The 25067-nt window shown below is 73.8% G+C and carries 21 protein-coding genes and 1 pseudogene; 10 read left to right on the forward strand and 12 right to left on the reverse strand.

The features are described from left to right. Positions 1–2: 2 nt before the first annotated feature. The 4 genes from M2302_RS19745 to M2302_RS19760 all read right to left on the reverse strand — a co-directional run bounded on the left by M2302_RS19745 (position 3) and on the right by M2302_RS19760 (position 5861). Complete coding sequence (locus M2302_RS19745) at positions 3–1649, reverse strand: beta-1,3-glucanase family protein (RefSeq protein ID WP_280839326.1); 1647 nt, start codon at positions 1647–1649, stop codon at positions 3–5. A 101-nt stretch (positions 1650–1750) separates the two neighbouring features. Next, positions 1751–3016, reverse strand: a complete 1266-nt coding sequence (locus tag M2302_RS19750; RefSeq protein WP_280839327.1) for a glycoside hydrolase family 16 protein — start codon at positions 3014–3016, stop codon at positions 1751–1753. A 122-nt stretch (positions 3017–3138) separates the two neighbouring features. Then, positions 3139–4683: a ricin-type beta-trefoil lectin domain protein gene (locus tag M2302_RS19755; RefSeq protein ID WP_280839328.1), complete on the reverse strand. Its 1545-nt coding sequence runs from the start codon at positions 4681–4683 to the stop codon at positions 3139–3141. A gap of 170 nt (positions 4684–4853) precedes the next feature. Beyond that, positions 4854–5861: a GGDEF domain-containing protein gene (locus tag M2302_RS19760; RefSeq protein ID WP_280839329.1), complete on the reverse strand. Its 1008-nt coding sequence runs from the start codon at positions 5859–5861 to the stop codon at positions 4854–4856. A gap of 323 nt (positions 5862–6184) precedes the next feature. Between M2302_RS19760 and M2302_RS19765 the strand changes: the two genes are divergently transcribed. Continuing rightward, entirely contained in the window at positions 6185–8404 is a 2220-nt protein-coding gene (locus M2302_RS19765; protein ID WP_280839330.1) for a molybdopterin oxidoreductase family protein, read from the forward strand. Between the two features lie 65 nt (positions 8405–8469). Further along, positions 8470–9087 (forward strand): TetR/AcrR family transcriptional regulator, encoded by a 618-nt coding sequence (locus M2302_RS19770; protein WP_280839331.1) that lies wholly within the window; start codon positions 8470–8472, stop codon positions 9085–9087. A gap of 93 nt (positions 9088–9180) precedes the next feature. Here the strand turns inward: M2302_RS19770 and msrA are convergent, their stop codons facing one another. From msrA to M2302_RS19790, 4 genes are all read right to left on the reverse strand, one after another. Next, positions 9181–9699, reverse strand: a complete 519-nt coding sequence (msrA, locus tag M2302_RS19775) for a peptide-methionine (S)-S-oxide reductase MsrA (RefSeq protein ID WP_280839332.1) — start codon at positions 9697–9699, stop codon at positions 9181–9183. A gap of 163 nt (positions 9700–9862) precedes the next feature. Next, complete coding sequence (locus M2302_RS19780) at positions 9863–10153, reverse strand: hypothetical protein (protein WP_280839333.1); 291 nt, start codon at positions 10151–10153, stop codon at positions 9863–9865. Next, positions 10147–10467, reverse strand: coding sequence for a hypothetical protein (locus M2302_RS19785; protein ID WP_280839334.1), 321 nt, complete (start codon positions 10465–10467; stop codon positions 10147–10149). The genes M2302_RS19780 and M2302_RS19785 overlap by 7 nt, the downstream gene beginning before the upstream one ends. 51 nt (positions 10468–10518) lie before the next feature. After that, positions 10519–13863, reverse strand: a complete 3345-nt coding sequence (locus M2302_RS19790; protein ID WP_280839335.1) for a BTAD domain-containing putative transcriptional regulator — start codon at positions 13861–13863, stop codon at positions 10519–10521. 167 nt (positions 13864–14030) lie between these two features. Between M2302_RS19790 and M2302_RS19795 the strand changes: the two genes are divergently transcribed. From M2302_RS19795 to M2302_RS19815, 5 genes are all read left to right on the forward strand, one after another. After that, entirely contained in the window at positions 14031–14909 is an 879-nt protein-coding gene (locus M2302_RS19795; RefSeq protein ID WP_280839336.1) for an alpha/beta hydrolase, read from the forward strand. A 310-nt stretch (positions 14910–15219) separates the two neighbouring features. Beyond that, positions 15220–16371, forward strand: coding sequence for a GTPase HflX (gene hflX, locus M2302_RS19800; RefSeq protein WP_280839337.1), 1152 nt, complete (start codon positions 15220–15222; stop codon positions 16369–16371). Between the two features lie 134 nt (positions 16372–16505). Beyond that, a complete protein-coding gene (locus M2302_RS19805; RefSeq protein WP_210775872.1) occupies positions 16506–17096 on the forward strand; it encodes a hypothetical protein in 591 nt (196 codons plus the stop codon). A 55-nt stretch (positions 17097–17151) separates the two neighbouring features. Further along, positions 17152–17412: a hypothetical protein gene (locus M2302_RS19810; RefSeq protein ID WP_280839338.1), complete on the forward strand. Its 261-nt coding sequence runs from the start codon at positions 17152–17154 to the stop codon at positions 17410–17412. A gap of 161 nt (positions 17413–17573) precedes the next feature. Beyond that, positions 17574–18137 (forward strand): alpha-ketoglutarate-dependent dioxygenase AlkB, encoded by a 564-nt coding sequence (locus tag M2302_RS19815; protein WP_280839339.1) that lies wholly within the window; start codon positions 17574–17576, stop codon positions 18135–18137. A 78-nt stretch (positions 18138–18215) separates the two neighbouring features. Here the strand turns inward: M2302_RS19815 and M2302_RS19820 are convergent. Then, positions 18216–18431, reverse strand: a pseudogene (locus M2302_RS19820) (VOC family protein); the annotation flags it as partial. Between the two features lie 37 nt (positions 18432–18468). Next, positions 18469–18900 carry an FxLYD domain-containing protein gene (locus M2302_RS19825; protein ID WP_280839341.1) on the reverse strand — a complete coding sequence of 144 codons (432 nt, stop codon included), beginning with the start codon at positions 18898–18900 and terminating at the stop codon, positions 18469–18471. Positions 18901–19455: 555 nt separating this feature from the next. Between M2302_RS19825 and M2302_RS19830 the strand changes: the two genes are divergently transcribed. Beyond that, positions 19456–19785: a hypothetical protein gene (locus M2302_RS19830; protein WP_280839342.1), complete on the forward strand. Its 330-nt coding sequence runs from the start codon at positions 19456–19458 to the stop codon at positions 19783–19785. Between the two features lie 131 nt (positions 19786–19916). On the opposite strand, the gene M2302_RS19835 is transcribed toward M2302_RS19830, so the two are convergent. Then, the gene (locus M2302_RS19835) at positions 19917–20285 is read right to left on the reverse strand and encodes a VOC family protein (protein WP_280839380.1); all 369 of its coding nucleotides are present in this window, start codon (positions 20283–20285) and stop codon (positions 19917–19919) included. Positions 20286–20690: 405 nt separating this feature from the next. Here M2302_RS19835 and M2302_RS19840 point away from each other — a divergent pair, with 405 nt between their 5' ends. Beyond that, the gene (locus M2302_RS19840; RefSeq protein WP_280839343.1) at positions 20691–23639 is read left to right on the forward strand and encodes an ATP-binding protein; all 2949 of its coding nucleotides are present in this window, start codon (positions 20691–20693) and stop codon (positions 23637–23639) included. 70 nt (positions 23640–23709) lie between these two features. On the opposite strand, the gene M2302_RS19845 is transcribed toward M2302_RS19840, so the two are convergent. After that, a complete protein-coding gene (locus M2302_RS19845) occupies positions 23710–24189 on the reverse strand; it encodes a helix-turn-helix domain-containing protein (protein ID WP_280839344.1) in 480 nt (159 codons plus the stop codon). Positions 24190–24304: 115 nt separating this feature from the next. Here M2302_RS19845 and M2302_RS19850 point away from each other — a divergent pair, with 115 nt between their 5' ends. After that, complete coding sequence (locus M2302_RS19850) at positions 24305–25003, forward strand: SDR family oxidoreductase (RefSeq protein WP_280839345.1); 699 nt, start codon at positions 24305–24307, stop codon at positions 25001–25003. Positions 25004–25067 lie beyond the last annotated feature (64 nt).

Here is a 25067-nt window from a genome sequence, read left to right on the forward strand (position 1 = left end):
CGTCAGCCGCGATGCCACTTCTGGTTCGCGCCGCCGGTGCACTCCCAGAGCTGGAGCACCGCGTCGTTGTTCGGGTTCCAGCCGGCGATGTCCACGCACTTGTTCGCCTGCGGGTTGACCAGGTCACCCGCCGCGCTGAGCACGAACTGCTGGGCCGGGTTGCCGGAGCAGGTCGCGATCTGGATGGCGGCGCCGTTGGCGGTGGAACCCCAGGCGACGTCCATGCACTTGTTGTTCTGGGTGCGCAGGGTGCCGTTGACGAACTCCCAGCGCTGGTTGGTGCCGCCGTGGCAGTCCCAGACGATGAGCCGCTGGCCGTCGGCGAAGTTCCAGTTGGGCACGTCGACGCACTTCTGGTGCCAGTTGCTGACCACCAGGTCGCCGGTGGCTGGCGGGGTGGTCGGCGGCGGTCCGGTCGGGCCGCCGGCGCCGAAGGGCGTCAGGGTGATGGCGGCCGAACGCGGATCGCCGCTGTGCACCAGCGACTCGAAGCCGCCGACGTCGTCGTAGGCGAAGCCGTACGCCTTACCGTCAACCATGTTGGCGTGGATGATCCGCGAGTAGTGGTTCGGGGCGCTGTTCCGGTAGAAGGTGGTGGCGTCGAGCCGCGGCTCGGTGTCGAACTGGCCGAGGGTGCCGCGGTTCAGCGCGGTGCAGAGGGTGCGCTTGATCTCCGGCTCGATGAACGGCGGGGTGTTCGGGGCGTTGAAGACGCCGTCGCAGCCCCACACGTTGCCGGTGGTCGGCCTGGCGACCGTCGCCACCTGGGCGCCGGACGAGTCGGTGAAGACCATGGTGGTGCCGACGGTGCGGCCGAAGAACCGGCGGTTCGGCTCGTTGGTGCGCGGCACGACCGTGAGGGTACGGCTGGTGTACGCGTTCCACGCCGAGCTGATGTACGAGTCGAGGTAGGCGGGGTCCATCAGGCCGGCGTCCATGGCCTTGCCCGGCGCGAGGACGCGCAGCACGGTGCCGTCGGCGCGGGTGACGACCGACCGGGCGAAGGCCGGCTGCGCCTTGACGGCGTTGATGACGTTGTTCCGGCCGTTGTTCAGCAACTCGCCGGTCTTCGTGGTGACGCCGCTGCCGCTGGTGACGGAGACGGCGTGCGGCACGGCGAACTGGTCCACCTGCGAGCTGTTCAACCACAGGCCGGCGTCGTTGTAGGTGAACTCGGACCAGTCGAACAGGACGTCCCGGTTCGGGTCGCCGGCCGCCCAGGGCGCGGGCTGGACGACCCCGTCCGGAGTGAGGCGGAAGTCGAGTTTGCGGCCGAACGAGAAGTACATGCGCCCGGAGATGAAGCGCGGAATCCGGACGGTGACGCTGCCGCCGTTGGGCGGGCCGGCGATCGACACGTCCGGCGCCGGGGTCGGTGGGATGCCGCCGGCGGGCCAGCGGGTGAACGCGCCGGCGGCGTTGACGTAGCCGAGGCCGCCGCCGGGGCGGATGTCGGTGCCCAGGATGTAGAGGTGGACCGCCTCGCTGCGGCCGGTGTTGTTGGCGACGGTGACGGGAAGCAGGTCGGGGCCGACGGCGAGCGCCCGGGTCTGGGTGGCGGTGAGCGTGACGGGTACGGCGAGCACGAGTGCGGCCAGCGCGCCGATGGCGGCGGCGAGTCGTGCCCGGTACGAGCGGCTGTTGGTCACGGGAACTCCTCGATGGTGGGGACGGGCACCATCTCGTCGACCCGGGGTCGCGGCCGGCCGACGAAGGGCGTGGGGATGGGGGTACGTCGCGCGGGACGGGTCTAGGCGCGCGACCACTTCTGGTTGGCGGCGCCGGTGCAGTCCCACAGTTGGAGCTTGCCGCCGTTGGTGGTGACCCGGTCGCGTACGTCGACGCAGCGGTTGGCGCTGAGGTTGACCAGGTCACCCGTTGCGGTGAGGGTGAACCGTTGGGCCGGGTTTCCGTTGCAGCTCACCAGGTTGACCTCGGTGCCGTTTGCGGTGCCGGCCCAGGCCGGGTCCATGCACTTGCCCATGGCGCGCAAGGTGCCGTCGGCGGCGAAGGTCCACGCCTGCGCGGCGGTGGTGTTGCAGTCCCAGATCTGCAGCTTGGCCCCGTCGACCGGGTTCGCGCCGGGGATGTCGATGCACCGGCCGCTCGCCGCGCCACGGAGTCGGGTGGTCCCCGGCGTCGGCTCGCCGCCGCCGGAGGTGTAGCCGGAGACCCGGACGTAGTCCACCAGCATCTGCTGCGGGAACTGGGTCGACCCGTCCGGGTAGCCCGGCCAGTTGCCGCCGACCGCCACGTTCAGGATCATGAAGAACGGGTGGTCGAACACCCAGCGGTTGCCGCCGAGCCGGGCGGGGTCGACGCGGTGGTACTCGACGCCGTCGAGGTACCAGACGATGGAGTTCGGCTCCCAGTCCACCCGGTAGGTGTGGAAGGCGTCGGCGAGCGGCGCGGCGATGGTCCGGCTGCCGGTGATCCCGCCCGCGCCGGAGTAGCCCGGGCCGTGGATGGTGCCGTAGACGGTGTTCGGCTCCCGGCCGATGTTCTCCATGATGTCGATCTCGCCGGCGTTCGGCCAGCCGACGCTGCCCATGTCGTTGCCGAGCATCCAGAACGCCGGCCAGATGCCCTGCCCCCGGGGAATCTTGATGCGGGCCTCGAAGCGGCCGTACGCCTGCGTGAAGGTGGCGGCGGTGAGCAGCCGGGCCGAGGTGTACTCGCACCGGCCGTAGTGGCACTGGTAGTTGGCCGGGTTCTCCCGGCGTGCGGTGATGACCAGGTTGCCCTGACCGTCGTGCACCGCGTTGCTGGTGCTGTTGGTGTAGTACTGCCGTTCGTTGTTGCCCCAGCCGCTGCCGCCGATGTCGAAGCGCCACCTGCTCTGGTCGACCGGGGTGCCGGCCGCGGCGTTGAATTCGTCCTGCCAGGTGATTCCGCCGATCGCCGCCTCGGCGGGGCGGGAGTCGACCGGTACGGCGAGGGCCACCATGGCGGCGACGAGCGCGGCGCCGGCGAGGGCGAGCGCGCGTGGCCGGCGGCGGGCGCGGATGGGAAACATGGGACCTCCTGCGGGACGGGCGCGAACCTGTCGCGGGTTCGACGGGGGGAGAAGCGACCGACGCGGCGGCGGGATCGGTGGGGTGTCGGGGGTGTCCGCCGCGGCGGGGAGAGCGGGTGGTGTCAGCCGCGACGCCATTTCTGGTTGGCGGTGCCCGCGCAGTCCCACAGTTGGAGGCGGGCGCCGTCGGAGTTGTTCCAGTCGGTGATGTCGACGCACTTGTTGGCCTGGGGGTTGACCAGGTCGCCGGCGGCGGAGAGGACGAACTGCTGGGCGGGGTTGCCGCTGCAGTTGGCGATCTGGATGGTGGCGCCGTTGGCGGTGGAGCCCCAGGCCACGTCCATGCACTTGTTGTTCTGGGTCCGCAGCGTCCCGCCGGTGAAGGCCCAGGCCTGGGCGCTGGTGCCGTTGCAGGTCCAGGTCTGCAGGGGTACGCCGTCGGAGAAGTTGGAGTTCGGCACGTCGATGCAGCGGTTGTTCCAGTTGCTGACGATCCGTTGCCCGCCGCCGGTGGTGACGAGCGACAGCCCGTAGACCCCGAGGATCTCGTTCACCGGCTGGAACCAGGTGGTGCCGCCGGAGGAGCAGTTTCCGGAGCCGCCGGAGGTCACCCCCTGGGCCTGGTTACCCGAGACCCACGCGCCGCCCGAGTCGCCGCCCTCGGCGCAGGCGTTGCTGCGGCTCAGCCCCGACACGGCTCCCTGCGGGTAGACGACGGTCTCGTTGCGGCCGAGGATGGTGCCGCAGCGCCAGCCGGTGGTGCGCCCGGAGCGGCAGACCGAGCTGCCGATGGCCGCGTCCTGCGATCCGGCCACGGTCACGTTGCCGCCGGAGTAGCTGTTGACCCACGGCTGCGGTGTCCAGGAACTGTTGGTGCGCACCCAGGCGTAGTCGTCGCCGGGGAACGACGAGCCGGCGAACGTGCCCTGCGAGACGTTGTTGAAGCCGAGGGTCGGGCTGCCGACGCGTCCACAGTGGCCGGCCGTGACGAACCCGCCGACGACCGCGAAGCCGACCGAGCACAGGGTGTTGCCGTTGATGACGTACTGGTCGCCGCCGCGGATGTCGTAGAGCGGGCGCGGGGCGGCCGGGGAGGTGACCACCCGGACGGCGTCGGCGGGAACGCCGCTGGCCCGGACGTACGCGGTGGCCGCGGCGGTGGCGCCGGGTCGGGCCGTCACGACGACGCTGTTGCTGACAACGTCGACGTGCCAGCCGTGGAGGTCCCGGGCGTCGGCCCTGGCGCGCCGCCTGTCCAGCGCCCGTTTGACCGCGTCGAGCGTGCTCTCGCTGCGGCCGGCGACGGTGACGTCGGCGCCCTCGGCGCGGACCACCGGGGCGAGCGCGGGATCGGTGACGGCCACGGTGAGGCGGTTGCCGTCGGTGGGCAGCCACGCGCCGGCGTAGGCGGGGCCGAGCTTCGCGCGCAGCCGCCGCTCGACCGTCGGGGCGGCGGCCTCGGTGCGCAGGCGGTCGCCCACCTGTGCGGCGGTGAGGCCCAGGTCGCGGCGCATCGCGTCGACCAGGCCCGGCGGGAGGTCCGCCGGGGCGGCGCGGTGGGTGGCGGCGGTGGTGGCCGGCGGGCCGGCGACGCCCGCCGCCGGCGCCGCGCCGACGAGCAGGAGAGCGGCGGCGAACGAGCCGAGCAAGCGCGGATGTGGGGACATGGGGTCCTCCCGAGGTACGGCGAGGGCGGCGGGCGGGGCGGGCGAGAGAGCGCTCTCGCGATGAAGTTTGTCGATGGTTAACAAATCTGTCAAGAAGGTTGCCTATTGTGCGCCCCGGACGCGCCCGAGCCCGCCCGGTCAGCCGGCCCGGCGATGGCCGGCCGGCGGCCTCACGCGCCGACGGTGTCGGTGGACAGCAGTCCGTGGCCGTCGAGCGGCCGGTCGCCGCCGCTGCGCTGCTGCTTCACCCGGTAGAGGCGCCGGTCGGCCACGTGCAGCAGAGTCTCCAGCGTGTCCCCGTCGTGCGGGGCGGTGGCCGCGCCGATGCTGACGCCGGTGTGCCGGCGTACCGCCGCCTCGATCCGGGCCGCCACCGTCCGTGCCGTCGCCTCGTCGGCGTCGCTGAGGACGACCACGAACTCGTCGCCGCCGACCCGGGCGACGGCGTCCTCGGGGCGCAGCACCTCCCGCGTCGCCGCCACCGTCCGCTTCAGCAGCTCGTCGCCGGCGGCGTGCCCGAGGCGGTCGTTGACGCTCTTGAAATCGTCGAGATCCAGACAGAGCATGGCCGGGCCGGCGCGACCGCATCTGCGGAACAGGTGTTGGGTGAAGTCCGCCAGGCCGCGCCGGTTCAGGGCGCCGGTCAACGGGTCCAGCGCCGCCAGGGCGCGCAGCTGGGACCGCTGCCGCGCCAGCTTCCGGGTCTGCGTGCCGCAGACCGAGATCAGGACCAGCATGCCCGCCATGTAGAGGAAGACGTGGCCGGGCCGTGGCGGTTGCCCGAGGGCGGCCACGGCGAGGTACGACGCGAGCAGGAGCGCCTCCAGCGCCATCATCAGCCGCAGGTGCGGGGTGTAGGTGGCCACGAACACCGTGGTGGTCACGAACCCCAGGGCGGCCGGTGAGGCGGCCCCGCCGTCGCAGTACGCGCCGAGCGCCGCCATGGCGATGGTGACCAGCAGGATGGTGAACGAGACCCGGTAGCCGGCGGCCTTCGTGGTCACCGTCCGTGCCGCCCAGACGCCGACGGCGCCGGACGCCATCCCGCAGCTGTAGGCGGCGAGCATCAGGGGCCGATGCGGCTCGCCGGGCGTCATCAGGCAGTAGAGGGCGGCGATGCCGTGCGAGACCACGTGCAACGCCGCGGTGAGCAGCATCCTTCGCCGGCGCTCGTTCACTCCGCCCACCGCACCCTGACGACGGCTCCTGAGGAGGCAGCAGCACGAACGGTCGGGGTGGCCATGTCGGTGGTACGTGTCGAGGCCGCTGCGCGGAGGGGCCCTGCCACGCCGCTATTCAATGATGTGTGTTACATCACCGTCAATACCCGAAACGGCGCATCTGTGCTGGCCAGCGCGCAGGTGGCCGAATTCGGCCGGCCGACGCACTGTGCGTGCTCGTCCCGCTGCGCCCCGCGCTGGCCGGTCACGGGGGGATGACAGCGATCCCGCGGCGTGCCACCATACCGACCAGTCGGTATTCCATCCCGAGGGGGCCCGCGATGCCGGGAACGACCGCGACGCGTACCGCGTACCGCACCTGTCCGCTCTGCGAGGCGACCTGCGGGCTGACCCTGACCATCGCCGACGACCGGGTGACGCACGCCCGGGGCGACCGCGAGAACGTCTTCAGCCACGGCTTCGTCTGCCCTAAGGGAGCAGCGTTCCCGCAGCTCCTCGCCGACCCGGACCGCCTGCGCCGACCGCTGCTGCGGGTCGACGGCACGCTGCGCGAGGTGGGCTGGGACGAGGCGTTCGCCGCCGTCGAGGCCGGCCTGACCGCCGCCCGGGCCGGCGGCCGCGACGCGGTCGCCGCCTACCTCGGCAACCCCACCGTGCACACGATGGCCGGCGGGCTCTACGCCGGCCCCCTTTTGCGGGCGCTCGGCACCCGCAACGTCTTCACCGCCAGCACCGTCGACCAGATGCCCAAGCACGTCTCCTCCGGCTACCTGTACGGCGACCCCAACACCATCCCGGTACCCGATCTCGACCGCACCGACCTGCTGGTGCTGCTCGGCGCCAACCCCTGGGAGTCCAACGGCAGCCTCTGCACCGCGCCCGACTTCCCGGGCCGGCTGCGGGCGTTGCAGGCACGCGGCGGCCGGTTCCTGGTCGTCGACCCCCGGCGCACCCGCACCGCGGCGGCCGCCGACGAGCACCTGCCCATCCGGCCCGGCACCGACGCGCTGTTGCTCTTCGCCCTCGTGCACACGCTCTTCGACGAGAACCTGGTCCGGCTCGGCCGGCTGGCGGAACACGTCACCGGCCTGGACGACGTCCGGGACCTGGCCACCGCGTTCGCGCCCGAGCGGGTGGCCGACCGGTGCGCGGTGCCCGCGCCGCGCATCCGGCAGCTCGCCCGGGAACTGGCGGCCGCCCCCACCGCCGCCGTCTACGGACGCGTCGGCACCTGCACGGTCGCGTTCGGCACGCTGACCAGCTGGCTGGTCGACGTGGTCAACGTGCTGACCGGCAACCTGGACCGGCCCGGCGGGGCGATGTTCCCGCTCGCCGCCCACCAGCGAACCCGGGCCGCCGGCCCCGGCAGGGGGTTCCGCACCGGGCGCTGGGCCAGCCGGGTGCGGGGCCTGCCCGAGGTCAAGGGCGAACTGCCGGTCGCCACCCTCGCCGACGAGATCGAGACGCCGGGGGAGGGCCGAATCCGGGCGTTGATCACCGTCGCCGGTAACCCGGTGCTCTCCACCGCCAACAGCGAGCGGCTGGACCGCGCGCTCGCCTCGCTCGACTTCATGGTCAGCGTCGACCCGTACCTGAACGAGACCACCCGGCACGCGGACGTGGTGCTGCCGCCGCCCGACCCCGCCCGCGCCGGCCACTACGACTTCGCCTTCCTCACCCTGGCCGTGCGCAACGTCGCGAGCTACTCGCCGCCCGTCCTGCCGCTGGCGCCCGACAGCCTCGACGAGTGCGACATCCTCGCCCGGCTCACGCTGATCGCCGCCGGGCAGGGCGCCGACGCCGACCCGACGGGGCTGCACGAACAGCTGCTCGGCCAGGTGCTCGCCGACGCCGCCGAGGCACTGGACCGGCCCGCGGAGGAGCTGCGGGCGCTAATCGCCGGGGACCGGCCGGCCGAACGCCTGCTCGACGCGCGGCTGCGGCTCGGCGCGTACGGCGACCGGTTCGGACAGCAACCGGACGGGCTGTCCCTGACCCGGCTGCTGGAGCACCCGCACGGCGTCGACCTCGGGGCGCTGCGACCGCGGCTGCCGGAGGTGCTGCGCACCCCGAGCGGCACCGTCGAGCTCTGCCCGCCGCCGATCGCCGCCGACGTGGCCCGGCTGCGCGACGCCCGCGACGCGCCCCCGGAGGGCTTCGTCCTGGTCGGGCGCCGGCACCTGCGGTCCAACAACAGCTGGATGCACAACGTGCCGGCGCTGGTGAAGGGCCGCGACCGCTGCACCCTGCAGGTGCACCCGGAGGACGCGGCGAAGCTCGGGTTGGCCGCCGGGGAGGACGCCCGCGTCACCTCGCGGGTCGGCTCGCTCGTCGTGGCCGTGGAGGTCACCTCCGACACCATGCCCGGCGTGGTCAGCCTGCCGCACGGGTGGGGCCACGACGTGCCCGGCACCCGGCAGGCGGTGGCCCGCGCCCACGCCGGCGTCAACGCCAACGTGCTCACCGACGAGACGGCCGTCGACCCGCTCTCCGGAAACGTCGTGCTCAACGGCATCCCGGTGCGGGTCCAGCCGGCCTGATCGGCGGCGACTTGCGTACGCTGGCGCACCGGGCCGGCGGGCGGCCCGGAGGGGCGGGGGCACCGGTGGGTCGGACGGGCGACGGGGAGGCGCTGCCGCAGCGGCTGCTGGCGGTCGCCACCAGGCTGTTCGCGGAGAAGGGCTTCGAGAAGACCTCGGTGCAGGAGATCGTCGAGGCCGCCGGGGTCACCAAGGGCGCGATGTACCACTACTTCGCCGCCAAGGACGACCTGCTCCAGGAGATCTACCAGCGGCTGCTGCGCATGCAGCGCGACCGCCTGGAGGCCATCATGGCCCGCGACCAGCCGGTGGCGTTGCGGCTGCGGGCGGCCGCCGCCGACGTGGTGGTGACCGCGATCGCCAACCTGGACGACGCCACGATCTTCCTCCAGTCGATGCACCTGCTCTCGGCCGACCGCCGGCGCGCGGTGCGGGCGGTCCGCCGGGAGTACCACGAACGCTTCCGTGAGCTGGTGGAGGAGGGCCAGCGCGCCGGGACGTTCCGCGCCGACGTCCCGGCCGACCTGGCCGTCGACTACTTCTTCGGCGCGGTGCACCACCTCGGCGCCTGGTTCCGCGCCGGCGGCCGGCTCACCGCCGAGCAGGTCGGCGCGCACTTCGCCGACCTGCTGCTCTCCTCGCTGCGCCCGGACCCGCCCGCCGACCCGCGGCCGTCGCGGTGACGGTGCGATGTCGGGCCGGTCGCACCCGTCGAGCCGCGCCGCTGCTGGCCGCGCCCGTCGTTCGCCGGCCAGCCGCGCGAGCAGAGCCGGCCGCTACGCCGCCTGCTCCCCTCGACGGGGGAGCTTCCAGTCCGGCCGGACGAAGTGGCAGGTGTAACCACCGGGATTGCGCTCCAGGTAGTCCTGGTGTTCGGGCTCGGCCTCCCAGAACGGGCCGGCGGGGGTGACCTCGGTGACCACCTTGCCCGGCCACAGGCCGGAGGCGTCGACGTCGGCGATCGTGTCCTCCGCGACCTGCCGCTGCTGCTCGTCGGTGTAGAAGATGGCCGACCGGTAGCTGACTCCCACGTCGCCGCCCTGACGATTCTTCGTGGTCGGGTCGTGGACCTGGAAGAAGAACTCGAGAAGATCCCGGTAGGACAGCTTCTCGGGGTCGTAGACGATCTCGATCGCCTCGGCATGGGTGCCGTGGTGGTAGTACGTGGCGTTCGGCACGTCCCCGCCGGTGTATCCCACCCTGGTGGCGAGCACGCCAGGGCGTTTCCGGATGAGATCCTGCATCCCCCAGAAGCAGCCGCCGGCCAGGATCGCCTTCTCCGTCGTCTCGCTCATCGCTCTGCCCTCCGGTGCGGGTGCTCGTGCTCGTACCTCGGGACCCGGTGCGTCCTGCTGGCGATCCTGGCCTTCCCGTTCCGGCTGCCACCATGCCGACCGACGAGAACCTGGCGGCCTGGTTCGGGCGACCCGCGCCGCGCGGGGCGCGCTTTTCGCCGGATCAGCAGAACCAGCCGTCCTGGACCCAGCCGCGGCGGTTGATGTGCCCGTAGGCGAAGCCGTAGACGTAGCCGCCGCTGCGCGGGCCCTCGACGAGGAAGGTCTGGCCCCGGTACAGGGTGCCCATCCAGGCGCCGTTGGGCTGGGTGCGGACGAACAGGTCGGCGGCGCAGACCGTCTCGCGCTGCCCGATCGTGCCGGTGTCGGCGTGCGCCGTGGTCGGTGCGGCGACGAGGGCGATGGTTCCCGCGAGCACGGTCGCCACCGCGCGGGCGACGGATCGGCTCACCATGAGTCGTACCCCCCGATGCACTCGATGCGCAGGTAGCCCCAGTCGTTGGGGCCGAAGTCGAAGGTCGCGGCCCAGCCGTTGTAGACCGGGTGCGCCCCGGGCGTGTGGCCGATCTTGTTGCCGTAGGGCAGGACCCGCTTCAGGCCGTAGGGGCCGCTGACCGAGTCGTAATTGTCGTAGAAGCTGGCGCTCTGGCAGGTGACCACGGCGTGCCGGGGCACCACCGGATCGGCCTGCGCCGGCACGGCGCCGAGCGTGGCCACCGCGGTGCCGATGGCCAGGACGGCGACTCCGTGCGGGATTCGTCGGGGCATGCCCACCTCCCGTCGCTGGGAAGACAATTGCCAGCCACGGTATCAAGAGCGTCAATATCTGTCGATGTCTGACCCATCGACGGGCACCGCTCGTCGGTGCGCTCGGGCGGCCACCTCCGCGGCCTTGCGGCGATGGGCAGCGGCGTCGTCGGGACGGCCCAGTGCGGTGGCGAGGTCGGCGAGGTGCCCGGCCACCGGCCCGAGGGTGAGGACCCCGCTGCCCGCGCCGGCCAGCTCGTCGGCGGCGGGCAGCAGCTCCGCGTACGCGGACCGGATGGTGGTGCGGTCGTCGAGGGCGAGCGCGGCGCGGGCGGCGAGGCACAGCCGCGCCTCGCGGAGCAGGTCGTGCGGCGACTCCGGGAGGGCGCCCAGCGCCGCGCCGGCCTCGTCCCGGCGGCCGGCGGCGAGCAGGACCAGCGGCCGGACCCATGGCTCGTGCGGTCCCCAGTCCTCGCGCCGCCCCTCGTCAACGGGCCCGTGCACATCGGCCGGCCGGTCGCCGGGGGCCGGTTCCGGCAGCCGCAGCGCCAGCAACGCGAGCGGGAGCAGCCCGTTCTCCATGCCGGGCATCCCGGCGGCGGGGAGGCTCGCATGGGCGGCCCGGTAGGCGGCCTCGGCCGCGGCGACCTGTCCGCCGACGGCCAGGCGCAGCGCCGCGTACCAGCGGGTGAAGACGCCCACCAGCGGCAGCTCGTACCGGTCGGCGAGGCGGTCGGCGGCCGCGGCGTGGGCGTCGGCGGCGTCGAGATCGGCGAGCGCGCAGCGGGCCTGGAGCAGGACCAGGTGGCCGAGCACCTCGAAGGTGACCAGCTGGTGCTCGCGGGCCAGCTCGACCAGTTCCGCGCCGATGCGCGCCCGCTGCGGGGCCAGGCCGGCGCGGGCGAAGGCGTGCATGAAGCGGGCGTTGAGGGCGAACGCCAGCAGCGCCGGATCGGCCAGGCGTCGGGCGATCGCCTCCGCCTCCACGGCGGCCCGGTGTCCCCGGTCGGTGGTGTCCCCGCGCAGCTCCAGCGCCAGCGTGCTCAACAGGCGGCTGCGATCCGCCGGCCGGTCCCCGCCCAGGGCGGCCAGGGTGCGCTCGGCGGCTTCGACGATGCGGTGGGCCAGGCGGTCGTCGTCGTTGCGCGTCCAGATCGCGGGCACCTCGAAGGCCGCGAGGACGTCCGCGGTCACCCGGGGGTCGTCCAGCCGCTCGGCCGCGGTGAGCGCCGCGCCCCGGTGCCGGCGTGCCCGGTCCAGCTGCCCGGTGACGGCGAGCGCGCGACCCAGCCCCATCAGCGCCCGCAGCCGGCCGTGCGGATCGTCGTCGGCGAGCTCGTGGGCGTCGAGCGCCTGCTGCCACAGCCGGGCGGCCAGGTGCGGCAGGGAGCGGCGTTCGGCCTGCTCGGCGGCGGCGGTGGCGTACCGGGCGGCGCGCGGCGCGGCCCCCCGCGTCCCCGCTCGGGAGAAGTGGTGGGCGAGAACGGTGACGTCGTCGGGGTGCAGCCGTTCGAGGGCGGCACCGGCGGCGGTGTGCCAGCGGCTGCGGCGCGGCGCCGACAGGTCGCCGTACACCGTGTCCCGGACCAGGATGTGCGCGAACCGCAACCGCGCCGCCGGGCCCTGCTCGGTCAGGACGCCGGCGCGCACCGCGTCGTCCAGCGCGTCCAGGACGGCCGCCTCGTCGCCGGTCATCGCGGCCAGGAGGTCCGGGTCGACGTCGCGCCCGAGGACGGCCGCCTGCTGCATCACCGTGCGGGCGGGGCCGGGCAGCTGTGCCAGGCGGTGGCGGATGACGTCGCGGACCCCGGGTGGGACGGTCTCCAGCGCCGCCGGGCCCTCCGCGGCGAGCAGCCGGGCCAGCTCCCGGACGTAGAACGGGTTGCCGCCGCTGCGGCGGTGGATCAGGTCGACGCTCGGCGGGTCGAGGTCCTGACCGGCGACCGCCCGGGCGAGTTCGCCGGTGGCCGGTGCGTCCAGACCGTCGAGGTAGACCCGGACCGGTTCGCTGCGGGCGAGGCGGCCCAGGGCGGCCGTCAGCTCGGGGCCGATCCCGGTGGACCGGAAGATGCCCACGACGAGGACGGGACCGGTGACCGGCTCCGGTTCCGCGAACAGCGCGGCCAGCAGGTCGAGGGTGTCCTCGTCGGCCCGGTGCAGGTCATCGAGGACCAGCAGCACCGGTCCTCGGCCGGCCGCCGCGGTCAGCAGGTCGACGGCGGCCCGGTGCCGGCGGAACCGGGCCACCGCCGGCTCCTCCGTCGGACCGCCCGATGACGGGTCCGCGACGGCCAGCGCTCGGGTGATCTGGGTCCACGGCCAGGCCACCGGGGCGCCCTCGTACTCCGGGCTGCGTCCCCAGGCGGTGGCCCAGCCGGTGCCGGCCAGCCGCCGGGTGAGCGCCTCGGCCAGCGCCGTCTTGCCCGCCCCCGCTCCGCCCGAGACCAGGGCGAGGGCCGGCCGGCGGTGCCGGGCCACCGCTGCGGCTGCGGCCCCCAGCAGCTTCTGCTCCTCGCGCCGGCCCACGAAGGTACGCGGCGCCTCCGCCGGCACCTCGCCGTCGGTGGACGCCTCCGCCGGCACCTCGCCCGGCGACGGCCCGGGTTCGGCCCTGCTCACCGGGGGCGCCGGGTACAGGTGCGGCGCCTGGGCGAGGATGTCGGCCTCCAGTCGACGCAGCCCGGGGCCGGGGTCCAGGCCGAGCTCGGCCACCAGGGTCTCGCGGGCCCGGCGTAGCGCGGCCAGCGCCTCGCCCTGCCGACCGGACCGGTACAGGGCGGTGGCCCACAGCCGCCAGGCGTCCTCGCGCAGCGGCTGCGCGGCGGCGTGCTGTTCCAACTCGACGGCGGCCTCGGCGGCCCGCCCCAACGCCAGCAGCGCCTCGCCCCGACGTTCCACCGCCAGCATCCGCAGCTCGTCGAGGCGGGTGACCTCGGCGCGCGCCCAGCCCTGGTCGGCGAACTCCGCGTACGCCGGGCCACGCCAGCAGGCGAGCGCGTCGGTCAGCCGGGCCAGCGCCGAGCCGGCGTCGCCGTCCCCGATCAGCCGGCCCGCCTCGGTGACCGCCGTCTCGAACCGCCACGCGTCCACCGCCTCGGGGCCGGCGCGCAACGCGTAACCGGGGGGCGCGGTCACCAGCAGCCGGGCCGGCTGGCGGGGCGCACGTTCCGGCTCCAGGGCCCGGCGCAGATCGGCGACGAAGGTACGGACCGCCGCCACCGCCTGCTCCGGTGGCGTCTCCCAGAGGTCACCGACGAGCCGGTCCACCGACACCACCTGGCCCCGCGCGACCAGCAGGCGGGCCAGTACGGCCCGATGACGCGGACCCCGCAGCGGTACGGGCCCGGCCGCGCCGATCGCCTGCACGGGCCCCAGCACGCCGAAGGTCACCGCCGGTGCCCCCGCCCGCCGACTCATGGCACCCACTCTAGGCACCGCCGAGCCGGGAACCGGTCGGCGGCCGGGCACTCATCCGCTGCTGATCCGCTGCTCATCGCCGCCGGTCAGGCTCGATCCCGACGACCGGTCACGGGGCGCCGCCACCGGCCGGTCGACGGACAACCGAACGAACAGGAAGGTTCCCGGTGAACCCCAGGATCAACGGATTCGATCATCAGCGCGTCACCGTCGCCGACGGCGTGGCCCTGCACGCCGCGGTCGGCGGCTCGGGCAGCCCGATCGTGCTGCTGCACGGCTTCCCGCAGACCCACCTCATGTGGCGGCACGTCGCCGCCGACCTCGCCGCCGACCACACCGTCATCTGCCCCGACCTGCGCGGCTACGGCGCCAGCGACAAGCCCGCGGCGACCGACCCGGAGGTGTACGCCAAGCGCACCATGGCCGACGACATCGTCGCGCTCGCCCGCGCCCTGGGCCACGACCGCTTCGCCCTGGCCGGCCACGACCGCGGCGCCCTGGTCGCCGTGCGGGCCGGCCTCGACCACCCGGAGGCGGTCACCCACCTGGCCGCGCTCGACGTCCTGCCGACCTTGGACATGTGGGACGTCCTGCGCGGCACCTCCGCCGCCGTCGGCTTCCACCTGTACCTGATGGCCCAGCCGCCCGGCCTGCCCGAGCAGCTCATCGCCGCCAGCCCCGACGCCTTCTTCGGCCACTTCCTCGACATCTGGACCCGGGACCCCGACGCCATCCCCGCCGAGGTCCGGGCGGCCTACCTGACGGCGTCCCGGGCGGCCGTCCCGTCCATCGTCGCCGACTACCGCGCGTCCGCCGGCATCGACGTGGAGCACGACACCGCCGACCGCGCCGCCGGCCGGCAGCTTCGCATGCCGGTGACCGTCCTGCAGCAGGACTGGGGGGCCGCGCTGGGTTTCGACGCCGCCGGCCGGTGGCGCGCCTGGGCGCCGGACCTGCACCACCGCACCGTCTCCTGCGGGCACTTCATGGCCGAGGAGGCGCCCGCCGAGGTCGTCAAGGCCCTCCGGGCGCTGCTGACCCGATGACCGGCGCGGGCTCCGGGCGCGTGGCCCCGCCCGGAGCCCGCCGGCGTCCCCGGGGCGTTCCGGTCGCGGGCCGCTCCGCGTGCCGGGCCGATTCGTCCCCGGGCCGGCTCCGTCCCGGGCCGCTCCTCCCTGGGCCGCTCCTCCCTGGGCCGCTCGCTCACCTGCGGGTGCTACCCGATGTCCTGGCCTGGGCGGATTCGGACCTCGATGCGACCTGACGGCCGGGGTGGAGGCGGCGTCGGCGGCATGGTCGGCGGCGGCCAGGGTAGGCCGCAGTCCGGCGAGTGGCGAGGGCGAGGTGAGGTGGACGATGGCGGGTACCTGGTTGCTCGGTGCGGGAGCCGAGACCTCCCGGCAACGGCCGACGGCGGTGCTGGTCGCGGTGCGCGAGGACGACGGCGCGGGCGGCAACGGCCCCGGCAGTGAGGTGTCCCTGGAGGAGCTGCGACGGCTCGCCGACACCGACGGCCTCAACGTCGCCGACGCGGTGGTGCAGCACCGCCCGAAGCCGGATCCGGCCACCTTCCTCGGCTCCGGCAAGGTCGACGAGCTGGCCGCCGCCACCGAACGCGCCGGTGCCGAGCTGGTCATCGCCGACGGTGAGCTGAGCCCCGGCCAGGTGCGGAACCTGGAGGAACGGGTCGGGGTACGGGTGGTGGACCGCACCGCGCTGATCCTGGACATCTTCGCCGAGCACGCTCGCACCAGCGAGGGCCGGGTGCAGGTGGAGCTGGCGCAGATCGCGTACCAGTTGCCCCGGCTGCGCGGCGACGGCCGGTCGATGTCCCGGGTCGGTGGCGGCCGGGTCGCCGGCGGCGCCGGCATCGGTGTGCGTGGACCGGGTGAGATGCGGCTGGAGACCCAGCGTCGCACGCTGCGCCAGCGGGCCACCCGGCTGCGGCGCAACGCCGGCGAGCTGGCCCGGCGGCGGGAACGCACCCGGGGCCGGCGGGCCCGCAACCAGATCCCCTCGGTGTCGATCACCGGGTACACCAACGCCGGCAAGTCCGCCCTGCTCAACCGCCTCACCGGTGCGGACGCCCAGGTGCAGGACGTCCTCTTCGCCACCCTCGACCCGACGGTACGGCGGATCAGCACCGGCGAGCTGACCTACACCGTCACCGACACCGTGGGTTTCGTCCGGCACCTGCCGCACCAGCTGGTCGACGCGTTCCGCTCGACGTTGGACGAGGTCACCCGTAGCGACCTGGCGATGCACGTGGTGGACGCGTCCGCGCCGGACGCGTTCGGCCAGATCACCACGGTGCACGGCGTGCTGCACGAGATCGGCGCGGGCCAGGTGCCGGAACTGCTGGTGCTCAACAAGATCGACATCGCGCCGCCGGAGTGGGTCGACGCGCTGTGCCGCGCGTACCCGGACGCGGTGCCGGTGTCCGCGCTGACCGGCGCCGGCATCGACGAACTGCGCCGGACGCTGGCCCGCCGCCTGACCGGGCGCTGACCGCTCGGCGGCAGCCCCGCGTGGGGCGAGCTGTCCCGGAGGTCGGGTGGTCGGGGAACACGCCGTGGCGACCCCGGCGAAAGTGCTTCAATCGGGACGAAGGGCAACGTGCCCGCCGAGCGGAGGAGTGCGGGATGCAGACGACCGCGACCGACAACCATGCCGTCGCCCAGGCCGTCCACGACGTCGGCTCCGCGCTGTGGTTCGGCGGCACCGTCATGGGCGTCGCCGGCGTCAACAAGTCCGGCAGCGACCTGCAGCAGGGCATCGACCGGATCCGGGTCGCCGAGTCCGCCTGGAACCGGTTCAGCCCGGTGCAGTGGCTCGGCATCGGCGCGACCCTGCTCGCCGGGTTGCGGCTGACCCAGGTCGGCGGACGCCGCATCGCGTTGCAGAAGGGATTCGGCACGGTGGGCGCGTTGAAGGCGGGGATCACCGTCGCCGGTGCCGTGGCCACCGCCTACTCGGCCTACTGCGGCAACCGGATCGGTCAGCTGGCCGAGGCGGCGCACCAGCGGGGCGACCGCCTCGAGGTGCACGACGCCACGGTGCCGGCCGCGGGGACGCCGGCGGAGATCGCGACGTGGCAGCGGCGCCAGCGCCTGGCGCAGTTCGCCGTGCCGGCGCTGGCCGGCGCGAACATCGTCTGCGGCTCGTACCTCGTGCAGTCGTACCGGCTGGGCGCCACCGGGAAGGGTGTCCTCCGGCGGCTGTTGCCGGACTGACCCGCCGTCACGAGGCCGGCCCCGCGAGGGACCGGCGGGGGAGAGGAGCGTCGGCATGACCGATGGACCGTTCGACGTGCCGCCGGAGGCCGACGCGGTCGAGCAGCGCCAGCCGCTGCTCGACGAGGGGCAGCCCGACGAGCCGCCGGAACCGCAACCGCGGGACGCCACCGAGGCCGACCTGGCCGAGCAGGGCGCCTCGGTGCCGGGGGAGCATGCGCTGCCGTCGACGTCCCTGCCCGAGGACGCCACCGCCGCGGACGCCCTGGAGCAGCGCCAGGTGGTCGGGCCGGGCGACGAGGACCGCCGGGACTGACCCGGCCGGCACCACAGGCCCGGGGCGCGGCCAACGAGCCTCAGCCCCCGTTGCCTGCGCACCGGGAGGTGCCCGACGACGGTAAGCCGCCCGGCGTGCCCCGGTAAGCGAGATCCGTCATGGCCCGGCAGCGCGTCCGTCTCATCGCTACCGTCGATCTGATGGGACGGATGCGCGGCATCCAGGAGCGACCGGCGGGGTTGACGTACCAGCCTGAGCTGGTCAGCCCCGACGAGGAACGCGCGCTGCTGACCGTGCTCGGGGCGATGGACTATCGCGAGATCCGGATGCACGGCCAGGTCGCCCGGCGCACCGTCCGGCACTTCGGTGTCGACTACGACTACGGGTCGTTCCAGCTCACCGAAACCGAGGCGCTGCCGGTGGAGCTGCACGAGGTCCGCCGGCGCTGCGCCGACCTCGCCGGCGTCGCGGTGGCCAGCTTCGCGCAGGCCCTGGTCACCCGCTATCCGCCCGGTGCGGTGATCGGCTGGCACCGGGACGCCCCCGCGTTCGGCCCGACCGTGGCCGGCGTGTCGCTGGGCGCCGCCTGCCTGTTGCGTTTCCGGCGGGACACCGCGGGACAGCGCCGGGTGTACGAGGTGGAGCTGGCGCCCCGCTCGGCGTATGTGCTGGCCGGCGCCGCCCGGTCGACCTGGCAGCACAGCATTCCACCGGTCCCGGAGCTGCGGTATTCCATCACCTTCCGCCAACTCCGTCGGCCCTGACCCGCGGCGCCCGCCCGCCCCGGCACGCGGACGGGCCGCGACGGTGGCGGGCCGGCGGCCCGCCCGCCGCGACGCCCGTCAGACGACGCAGAACTCGTTGCCCTCGGGATCGCCCAGGACCACGGCGTAGTAGTCCATCGCCGGCTCGTCCATCGTCCGCAGGATCGTGGCCCCCGCCCGGACGACCCGGTCGACCACCGCGTCGACCCGCTCGGTGCGCAACTTCAGGTCGACCGTGCGGCCGCCGCCGACCTTGAGATCGAGGTGGACCCGGTTCTTGGTCACCTTGGGCTCGGTGACTTGGCGGGAAGGAGTAGCACGATCGTTGGGGTCAGCTCACCTCGACGATCTTGCAGCTTCCGGACGTCGTCGGGACATCCAAAATGGTCGACTCTTCGCCGCGCACCGTGTCTCCCGGCGCCACGTTTCGCACGTACGACGTTGTCGTGTCCAGACGGGCGCCAGCCGAGTCCCGATACTCAATCTTGAGGGTGGCGCTGCGGGTCGTGTCCCCGATGTTCTTCACGGAGAACCCAACCTTCGCGACCGAGCCGAACACCTCGCACGAGGTGACCCGAACCTCCATCTTGGAGACGGCGGCCCTGTCCCCCCTGTCCCCGATCATCGCGAGCAAGACCAAGGGCGTGCACAGCAAGACCACGACCACCAGTGCGAGCGAGCCGAAGACGATGGTCAGGATCCCGCCCGTGGAAGACCAGAAACTCTTCCTCTTCGGCGGGACAGGCGCGGGATAGAAGGGCATCGGCCCGGCTGGTGGGTACGGCGGCGGCCCGCCGGTCGTTGGACCGTACTGAGGCGGCCCACTCGGCGGGTATACCGGCGGGCCGCCGGAAGTGGGGGTGTACTGCGGCGGCGGGTATGGGCTCATCGGCTGCACTGGCTGAGTCGGCGGCTGCGACGGATCCAAGGGGCCGTGGGTCATTCGAGCACCGTACTTTGAGTAGCTTAGATGGCGACGGCCGCGTGCAGGGCAATCAGCACTACTGGGCAGGTAGATGTGTCCGTCCTGGTTGACCAAGGACACCTGTGTGGGGGTCGCCCGACCCCTGGGGGTCGCCGGAGGGGGAGTTTCGGCCGGGACAGCAGAGTCCGCGATGGATATCGCTGACCGTCACTATGCCTCCCCCTCCCGGCGCTGATTGTGCTCGACACTCAGGCCCGCGTCACGGTCGGCGTGGAGGAGAACAGCGGGGAGCACCACGACATCTGCTGCGGTGACCCGACCAGCGCCAACGCGAAGCGGCCTCAGGGGTTCCCTGGGGCCGCTTTCGCGTGCCCCCGCGATACCGTCAGTGTCATGACGAACGTCGATGTTCTCGAGGTCGATGCGATGGCGCGGGCGCGGGGTCAGCTCACCGACGCCGGTCGATTGCTGATGACCGGGTTGGCGTGGTTGCTGTACGCCGCCGGGTGGTCGGTCGCGAGGCTGTGCCGTGTGGTCGCGGTCACAGTCGGCGGGCTGCTGTACGCCGTCGGGTGGCTGGCTGGCCGGGCGACGACGGGCGGCCGGTGGGTGGGCGCGGCGGTCGCGGTCGGCTGGAGCGACGGCCGGGCAAATCGGCGCGCCATGGTGCCGATCTGCCGATCGCCGGGGGTCGATGATGCTGCGGTACATGACCGTCGATGAGATACGGATCTTGTACCGTAGGCCGGTCGGTACAGTTCACCGGCTTGCTAGTACGGAGCACTGGCGTCGATGTGACAACAAGCGACCGGCCCTGTACAACGCGTCAGACGTGGAAGAGACGTTCGCGAGGCTCAACGGGCACCGTTAGGCGCTGAAACCGTTGCAGCGTAAGGGTTTCCGGCGGCGGTCCCCGCTGCGTTGTTCCTGAGGAACAACGGCGCGGGGGGCGTTGTGATGGTGGTTACTCCTTCGCGCAAAGTCCCCTCGGGCACCTGCTGGAACCAGATGCGTGGCCCCCGGCCGGTCGGGTCGACGACCGACTCCGGGGTGTCGCCGGCCCCCTCGGGCAGCTCCTCCGCCGGCACGCCCGTCGCCGCCCAGTAGTCCCGCCAGGTGCGGTGGCCGTCCGGCGGTGGCTCCGGCACGTAGCCCAGCGCCTCGGCCCAGAACGCCACCATCCGGCGGGGGTCGGCGCAGTCGATCGTCACCTGCAGTGTCATCTCCACCGCGGGAGCTTCCCAGCCGGGTACGACAGGTGCCGCCGGTCGGTCACCCCGAGGACGTGGCTTTCGTCACTCGGTCACCCGCACCGCGCCCGCGTCCCCGAGCCGCCGTCGCGACACCCGGTCGCCCGCTCGCCGGGGACCCGGGGCGGCGGTAGCCTGGGGCCTTGCTCCGGCTCGGGGGGTCGTTTCCCCTGCTCGCGCGGTGGCAGCAGGGTCGGGCGATCGAGGGGGCATGGGTGCCGGAGCGGGGCGGCCGGGGGTCGGTGGCGAACGGCCGGGGGGCGCGCCGTCCGACCTCAGGCGCCGCGCTGCGACCCGGCGCGCGATCCTCGTCCCGGGCACCGAGGTTCGGCGGACCCGGCGACGGGGTACGGGCACCGCGATGAGGTGTATTCGAACGTGACCAGCCCCACGGAGGAGCTGTTCGGCAGCGGCAGCGCCACCGGGCGGTTGATGGCCCGGCTCGACTGGGCGGCCACCCCGCTCGGCCCCGTCCAGTCCTGGCCGCAGAGCCTGCGCGCCGCCGTGCGGATCGTCCTGTCCTCCCGGTACCCGATGCTGCTGCTCTGGGGCGAGCAGTTCACCCAGCTGTACAACGACGCCTACTCGGCCCTGATCGGTGACAAGCATCCGGGTGCGCTCGGGGACGACGTCCGGACCACCCTGGCCGAGGGCTGGGACGTGCTCGCGCCGCTGATCGACGATGCGATGGCGACGGGCGTGGCCAGCTGGGTGCCCGCCCTCCAGCTGCTCCTCGACCGGTCCGGCTACCGGGAGGAGGCCTACTTCAGCGTCTCCCACGCCCCGGCCCGCGACGACGACGGCCGTACCGTCGGCGTGTTCACGGTGTGCAGCGAGGTCACGGAGCAGGTGGTCGGGGAACGGCGGCTGGGACTGCTGCGGGACCTCTCGGTGCGCGGCGACGGGCGCACGGTGGACGTCGCCAGCACCTGCGCCCGGCTGGTTGAGGCGATCGGCGGGCACCGGTTGGACGTACCGTTCGCCGCGATCTACCTGCGGGAGGGTACGGCGCTGCACCGGGTGGCCTGCACCGGTGACGGTCCGGTGGCGGCGGTGCTGCCCGACGTCGTGGTCGACGGCGACCCGGCCTGGGGACTGTGGGCCGCCGGCGGGGGCGCGATCACCGAGGTCCACGGGGTCGCCCAGCGGATGACGCTGCCGGCCGGGGCGTTCGACGAGCCGGCGGCCACCGCCGTGGCGTTGCCACTGCCCTCCGCGGAGGCCGATCAGCCCCTCGGGGTGCTGGTGGCCGGGGTGAGCCCCAGCCGCGCCCTGGACGAGGCGTACCGGTCGTTCTTCCACCTGCTGGCGCAGCAGGTGGCCGTCGCGGTGCGCAACGCCCGGGCGTACGAGGAGGAACGGCGCCGGGCCGAGGCGCTGGCCGAGCTCGACCGCGTCAAGACCAGCTTCTTCACCAACGTCAGCCACGAGTTCCGCACGCCGCTGACGCTGATGCTCGGCCCGCTGACCGACGCCCTCGCCGACGAGCGCCACCCGCTGCCACCGGAACAGCGGGAACGGGTGGACACCGCCCGGCGCAACGCCACCCGGCTGCTCACCCTCGTCAACAGCCTGCTGACCTTCTCCAGCCTGGAGGCCGGGCGTGCCCGCAGCCGGGCGCGGCAGGTGGACCTGCCGGAGCTGACCGCCGAACTGGCCGGCGTGTTCCGCTCGGCGGTGGAACGCGCCGGGCTGAGCCTGGAGGTGGACTGCCCGCCGCTGCCCCGGCCGGCGGCGCTCGACCCGGCCAACTGGGAGCGCATCGTCACCAACCTGCTGTCCAACGCCCTGAAGCACACGTTCGTGGGGCGGATCAGCGTCGGGCTGCACGCCCACCCCACGGAGCTGCGGCTGACCGTCGCCGACACCGGCATCGGCATCGCCGAGGAGGAGATGCCCCGGCTCTTCGAGCGCTTCCACCGGGTGGACGGGGCCCGCTCCCGTAGCCACGAGGGCACCGGCATCGGGCTGGCCCTGGTCGGCGAACTGGCCCGGCTCGAGGGCGGCGACGTACGGGTGGACAGCCAGCTCGGGCGCGGCAGCACCTTCACCGTCGCGCTGCCCTGGTCGGCGCTGCACCGCGGCACGGACGACACCGGGGCGGTGAGCGACCTCGGTGACACCGCCCGCGCCGTCGCGCAGGAGGCGAGTGGCTGGCTGGTCGACCCCGTCCGGCCCGAGCCGGGCGAGGAGGGGTCGCCCGGGACGCTGCCCGACGACGGGCGGGGCGTGCGGATCCTGGTGGCCGACGACAACGCCGACATGCGCGCGTACCTGGCCCGGTTGCTGACCGCACAGGGCTGGCGGGTGGACACGGTCGGCAACGGTCGGCAGGCCCTCGACGCGATCCGACGGGACCCGCCGGACCTGGTGCTGACCGACGTGATGATGCCCGAGGTCGACGGCTTCGCCCTGGTGCGCACCCTGCGGGGACAGCCGGACACCGAGGCGCTGCCGGTGGTGGTGCTCTCCGCCCGCGCCGGCGCGGACGCCGCCGTCGAGGGCCTCGACCTCGGCGCCGACGACTACGTGGTCAAGCCCTTCACCGCGGCCGACCTCGTCGCCCGGGTACGGGCCACCCTCGAGGGTGCGCGACGGCGCCAGCGGACACCGGACGCCGAGGACGACCGTCCGGAACCGCCCCGGTCGGCCCGTCCCATCAGTGCGGCCCCGAGCCCTGCTCCGCTGGCTACCGGCCCGGTCGAGCCCTCCTCCGCCGGGGCGGCCACGGACTCCACGCCCTCGTTGACCGGTACCGCCGAGGCGGCCCCCGCCGGCGCGGCCTCCGATCCTGCGCCCGCGGTGGCCAGGACGATGGACGGGGCCTTGTCCGACGTGGCCCCGGCCGTCCCCGGCCATCCGGTAGCGGGCCCCCGGCGGGCCGCCGGTCCCGCCGAAATGCCGACCACCGTGCAGGTTCCGAACGGCCACGAGACGGCGTCCGGGGTGGACACCGGATGGAGCTACCCCTCGAAGGCCACCTCCGCCTCGGCGATGCGGCGGGACGTGCGGAGCTCGCTGGAGGCGCTGCATGTGGACCCCGATGTCGTGCAGGACCTCCTGGTGGCCGCGTCCGAGGCGTTCAACAACGCCGTCGAGCACGCGCAGCAGCCGTCCCGACCCGAGGTGCGGGTCCGGCTCCAGGTCGGCGCCGGCACCGCCCGGCTCACCGTCCGCGACTTCGGCACCTGGCGGGACCGGCGGTCGGCGATGGACCGCGGCCGCGGCGCCACCCTGATGAACGCCTTCGGCGACGTGCGGCTGATGTCGACCGCCTCCGGCACGACGGTGACCATCGAACGTCGCCTCACCGACGACCAGGGTTGACCGGCTGCGCACCCGCCGCGGGGCGCAGCCGCCGCCGGTCTGGTCCCGGGCGATCAGGCCCGGCCCGGCTCTAGTCTCGGGGGATCAAGCCCGGCCCGGCGAGCAGGGCGATGTCGCCGTGGTCGACCTCGTGACCCTGCTCGCAGCGGAGCACGGCGCGGACCCGGCAACCGCAGTCGCGGTGGGTGGCCAGCACCGGCGGGCCGGTCTCGTCGGCTGCCCAGGTGTCCCCCCACTGCCGGAGCGCGGTGATCACCGGCAGCAGCTCGCGCCCCTTGGGGGTGAGCTGGTACTCGTACCGGGTGCGCTGCCCCTGCTCGCGGTAGGGCGTCCGTTCCAGCAGGCCGGCGCCGACCAGTTCCCGTAGGCGGGCGGCCATCGCCGGCTCGCCGATGCCCACCCGGCGGACGAAGTCGTCGAAACGGCGCGTGCCGAGAAACGCGTCCCGCATGATCAGCATCGCCGACCTGCTGCCCACGATGTCCATGGCCCGCGCGATCGAGCAGTTCGTCATGGACCACGCCTCCCGATCGTCCCGCAGATCCTGCATGCCCCCAAGCCTACGGGCTGACTTGCGTTGACGCTAGTCAGGTGCTTCACTGGGCGAGCTGACTTCTCTCAGGAAAAGCCAGACCCGCGCAGCGAACCTCACAGACAGGATTTTCATGGACATCTCCGCCACCACCGCACTGGTCACCGGCGCCAACCGAGGCTTCGGCCGCGCCCTGGCCAGCGAGCTGCTCGCCCGCGGCGCCACCGTGTACGCGGCGGCCCGCAACCCAGCCCTGATCGACCTCCCGGGCGCCCGGCCACTGGCGCTGGACATCACCGACCCCGCATCCGTGGCGGCGGCCGCGGCGACCGCCGGCGACGTCACCCTGCTGGTGAACAACGCGGGCACGTCGACCGGTGCCGACCTGCTCACCGGCGACCTGGACCAGATCCGCCTGGAGCTGGAGACGCACTACCTCGGCACCCTCTCCGTGGTGCGGGCCTTCGCCCCCGTCATCGAGCGCAACGGCGGCGGCGCCGTCCTCAACGTGTTGTCCGCGCTGTCCTGGTTCGCGCTGCCCACCGACGGCGCCTACGTGGCGGCCAAGGCCGCCGAGTGGGGCATGACCAACTCGCTGCGCCTCACCCTCGCCCCGGCGAAGATCCGCGTCGCGGGCCTGCACGTGGGCTACATGGACACCGACATGGCCCGAGCGGTCACCACCCCCAAGGCCGACCCGGCCGACGTGGCGGCGTACGCCGTCGACCAACTGGCCGCGGACGCGTACGAGATCGTCGCCGACGACGTCAGCCGAGGCGTACTCGCCGGGCTCTCCGGCGGCGTGGCGGCCCTCTACCCGCAGCTGCCGTAGCCGGACACCGCCCTCCACCCACGGCGGCGGGCTCCGTCCGGCCGACCCATCACCTCTGCAAGGA

The sequence above is a fragment of the Micromonospora sp. A200 genome, from assembly GCF_029893845.1.
Lineage (GTDB): Bacteria > Actinomycetota > Actinomycetes > Mycobacteriales > Micromonosporaceae > Micromonospora > Micromonospora purpureochromogenes.

What these genes read in the sequence shown, in the direction of transcription:
- M2302_RS19750 (WP_280839327.1), bottom strand. Translation starts at nt 3,016, where the DNA reads ATGTTTCCCATCCGCGCCCGCCGCCGGCCACGCGCGCTCGCCCTCGCC.
- M2302_RS19755 (WP_280839328.1), bottom strand. Translation starts at nt 4,683, where the DNA reads ATGTCCCCACATCCGCGCTTGCTCGGCTCGTTCGCCGCCGCTCTCCTG.
- M2302_RS19765 (WP_280839330.1), top strand. Translation starts at nt 6,185, where the DNA reads ATGCCGGGAACGACCGCGACGCGTACCGCGTACCGCACCTGTCCGCTC.
- msrA (WP_280839332.1), bottom strand. Translation starts at nt 9,699, where the DNA reads ATGAGCGAGACGACGGAGAAGGCGATCCTGGCCGGCGGCTGCTTCTGG.
- M2302_RS19780 (WP_280839333.1), bottom strand. Translation starts at nt 10,153, where the DNA reads ATGGTGAGCCGATCCGTCGCCCGCGCGGTGGCGACCGTGCTCGCGGGA.
- M2302_RS19785 (WP_280839334.1), bottom strand. Translation starts at nt 10,467, where the DNA reads ATGCCCCGACGAATCCCGCACGGAGTCGCCGTCCTGGCCATCGGCACC.
- M2302_RS19790 (WP_280839335.1), bottom strand. Translation starts at nt 13,863, where the DNA reads ATGAGTCGGCGGGCGGGGGCACCGGCGGTGACCTTCGGCGTGCTGGGG.
- hflX (WP_280839337.1), top strand. Translation starts at nt 15,220, where the DNA reads ATGGCGGGTACCTGGTTGCTCGGTGCGGGAGCCGAGACCTCCCGGCAA.
- M2302_RS19805 (WP_210775872.1), top strand. Translation starts at nt 16,506, where the DNA reads ATGCAGACGACCGCGACCGACAACCATGCCGTCGCCCAGGCCGTCCAC.
- M2302_RS19810 (WP_280839338.1), top strand. Translation starts at nt 17,152, where the DNA reads ATGACCGATGGACCGTTCGACGTGCCGCCGGAGGCCGACGCGGTCGAG.
- M2302_RS19815 (WP_280839339.1), top strand. Translation starts at nt 17,574, where the DNA reads ATGGGACGGATGCGCGGCATCCAGGAGCGACCGGCGGGGTTGACGTAC.
- M2302_RS19825 (WP_280839341.1), bottom strand. Translation starts at nt 18,900, where the DNA reads ATGCCCTTCTATCCCGCGCCTGTCCCGCCGAAGAGGAAGAGTTTCTGG.
- M2302_RS19830 (WP_280839342.1), top strand. Translation starts at nt 19,456, where the DNA reads ATGACGAACGTCGATGTTCTCGAGGTCGATGCGATGGCGCGGGCGCGG.
- M2302_RS19835 (WP_280839380.1), bottom strand. Translation starts at nt 20,285, where the DNA reads ATGACACTGCAGGTGACGATCGACTGCGCCGACCCCCGCCGGATGGTG.
- M2302_RS19845 (WP_280839344.1), bottom strand. Translation starts at nt 24,189, where the DNA reads ATGCAGGATCTGCGGGACGATCGGGAGGCGTGGTCCATGACGAACTGC.
- M2302_RS19850 (WP_280839345.1), top strand. Translation starts at nt 24,305, where the DNA reads ATGGACATCTCCGCCACCACCGCACTGGTCACCGGCGCCAACCGAGGC.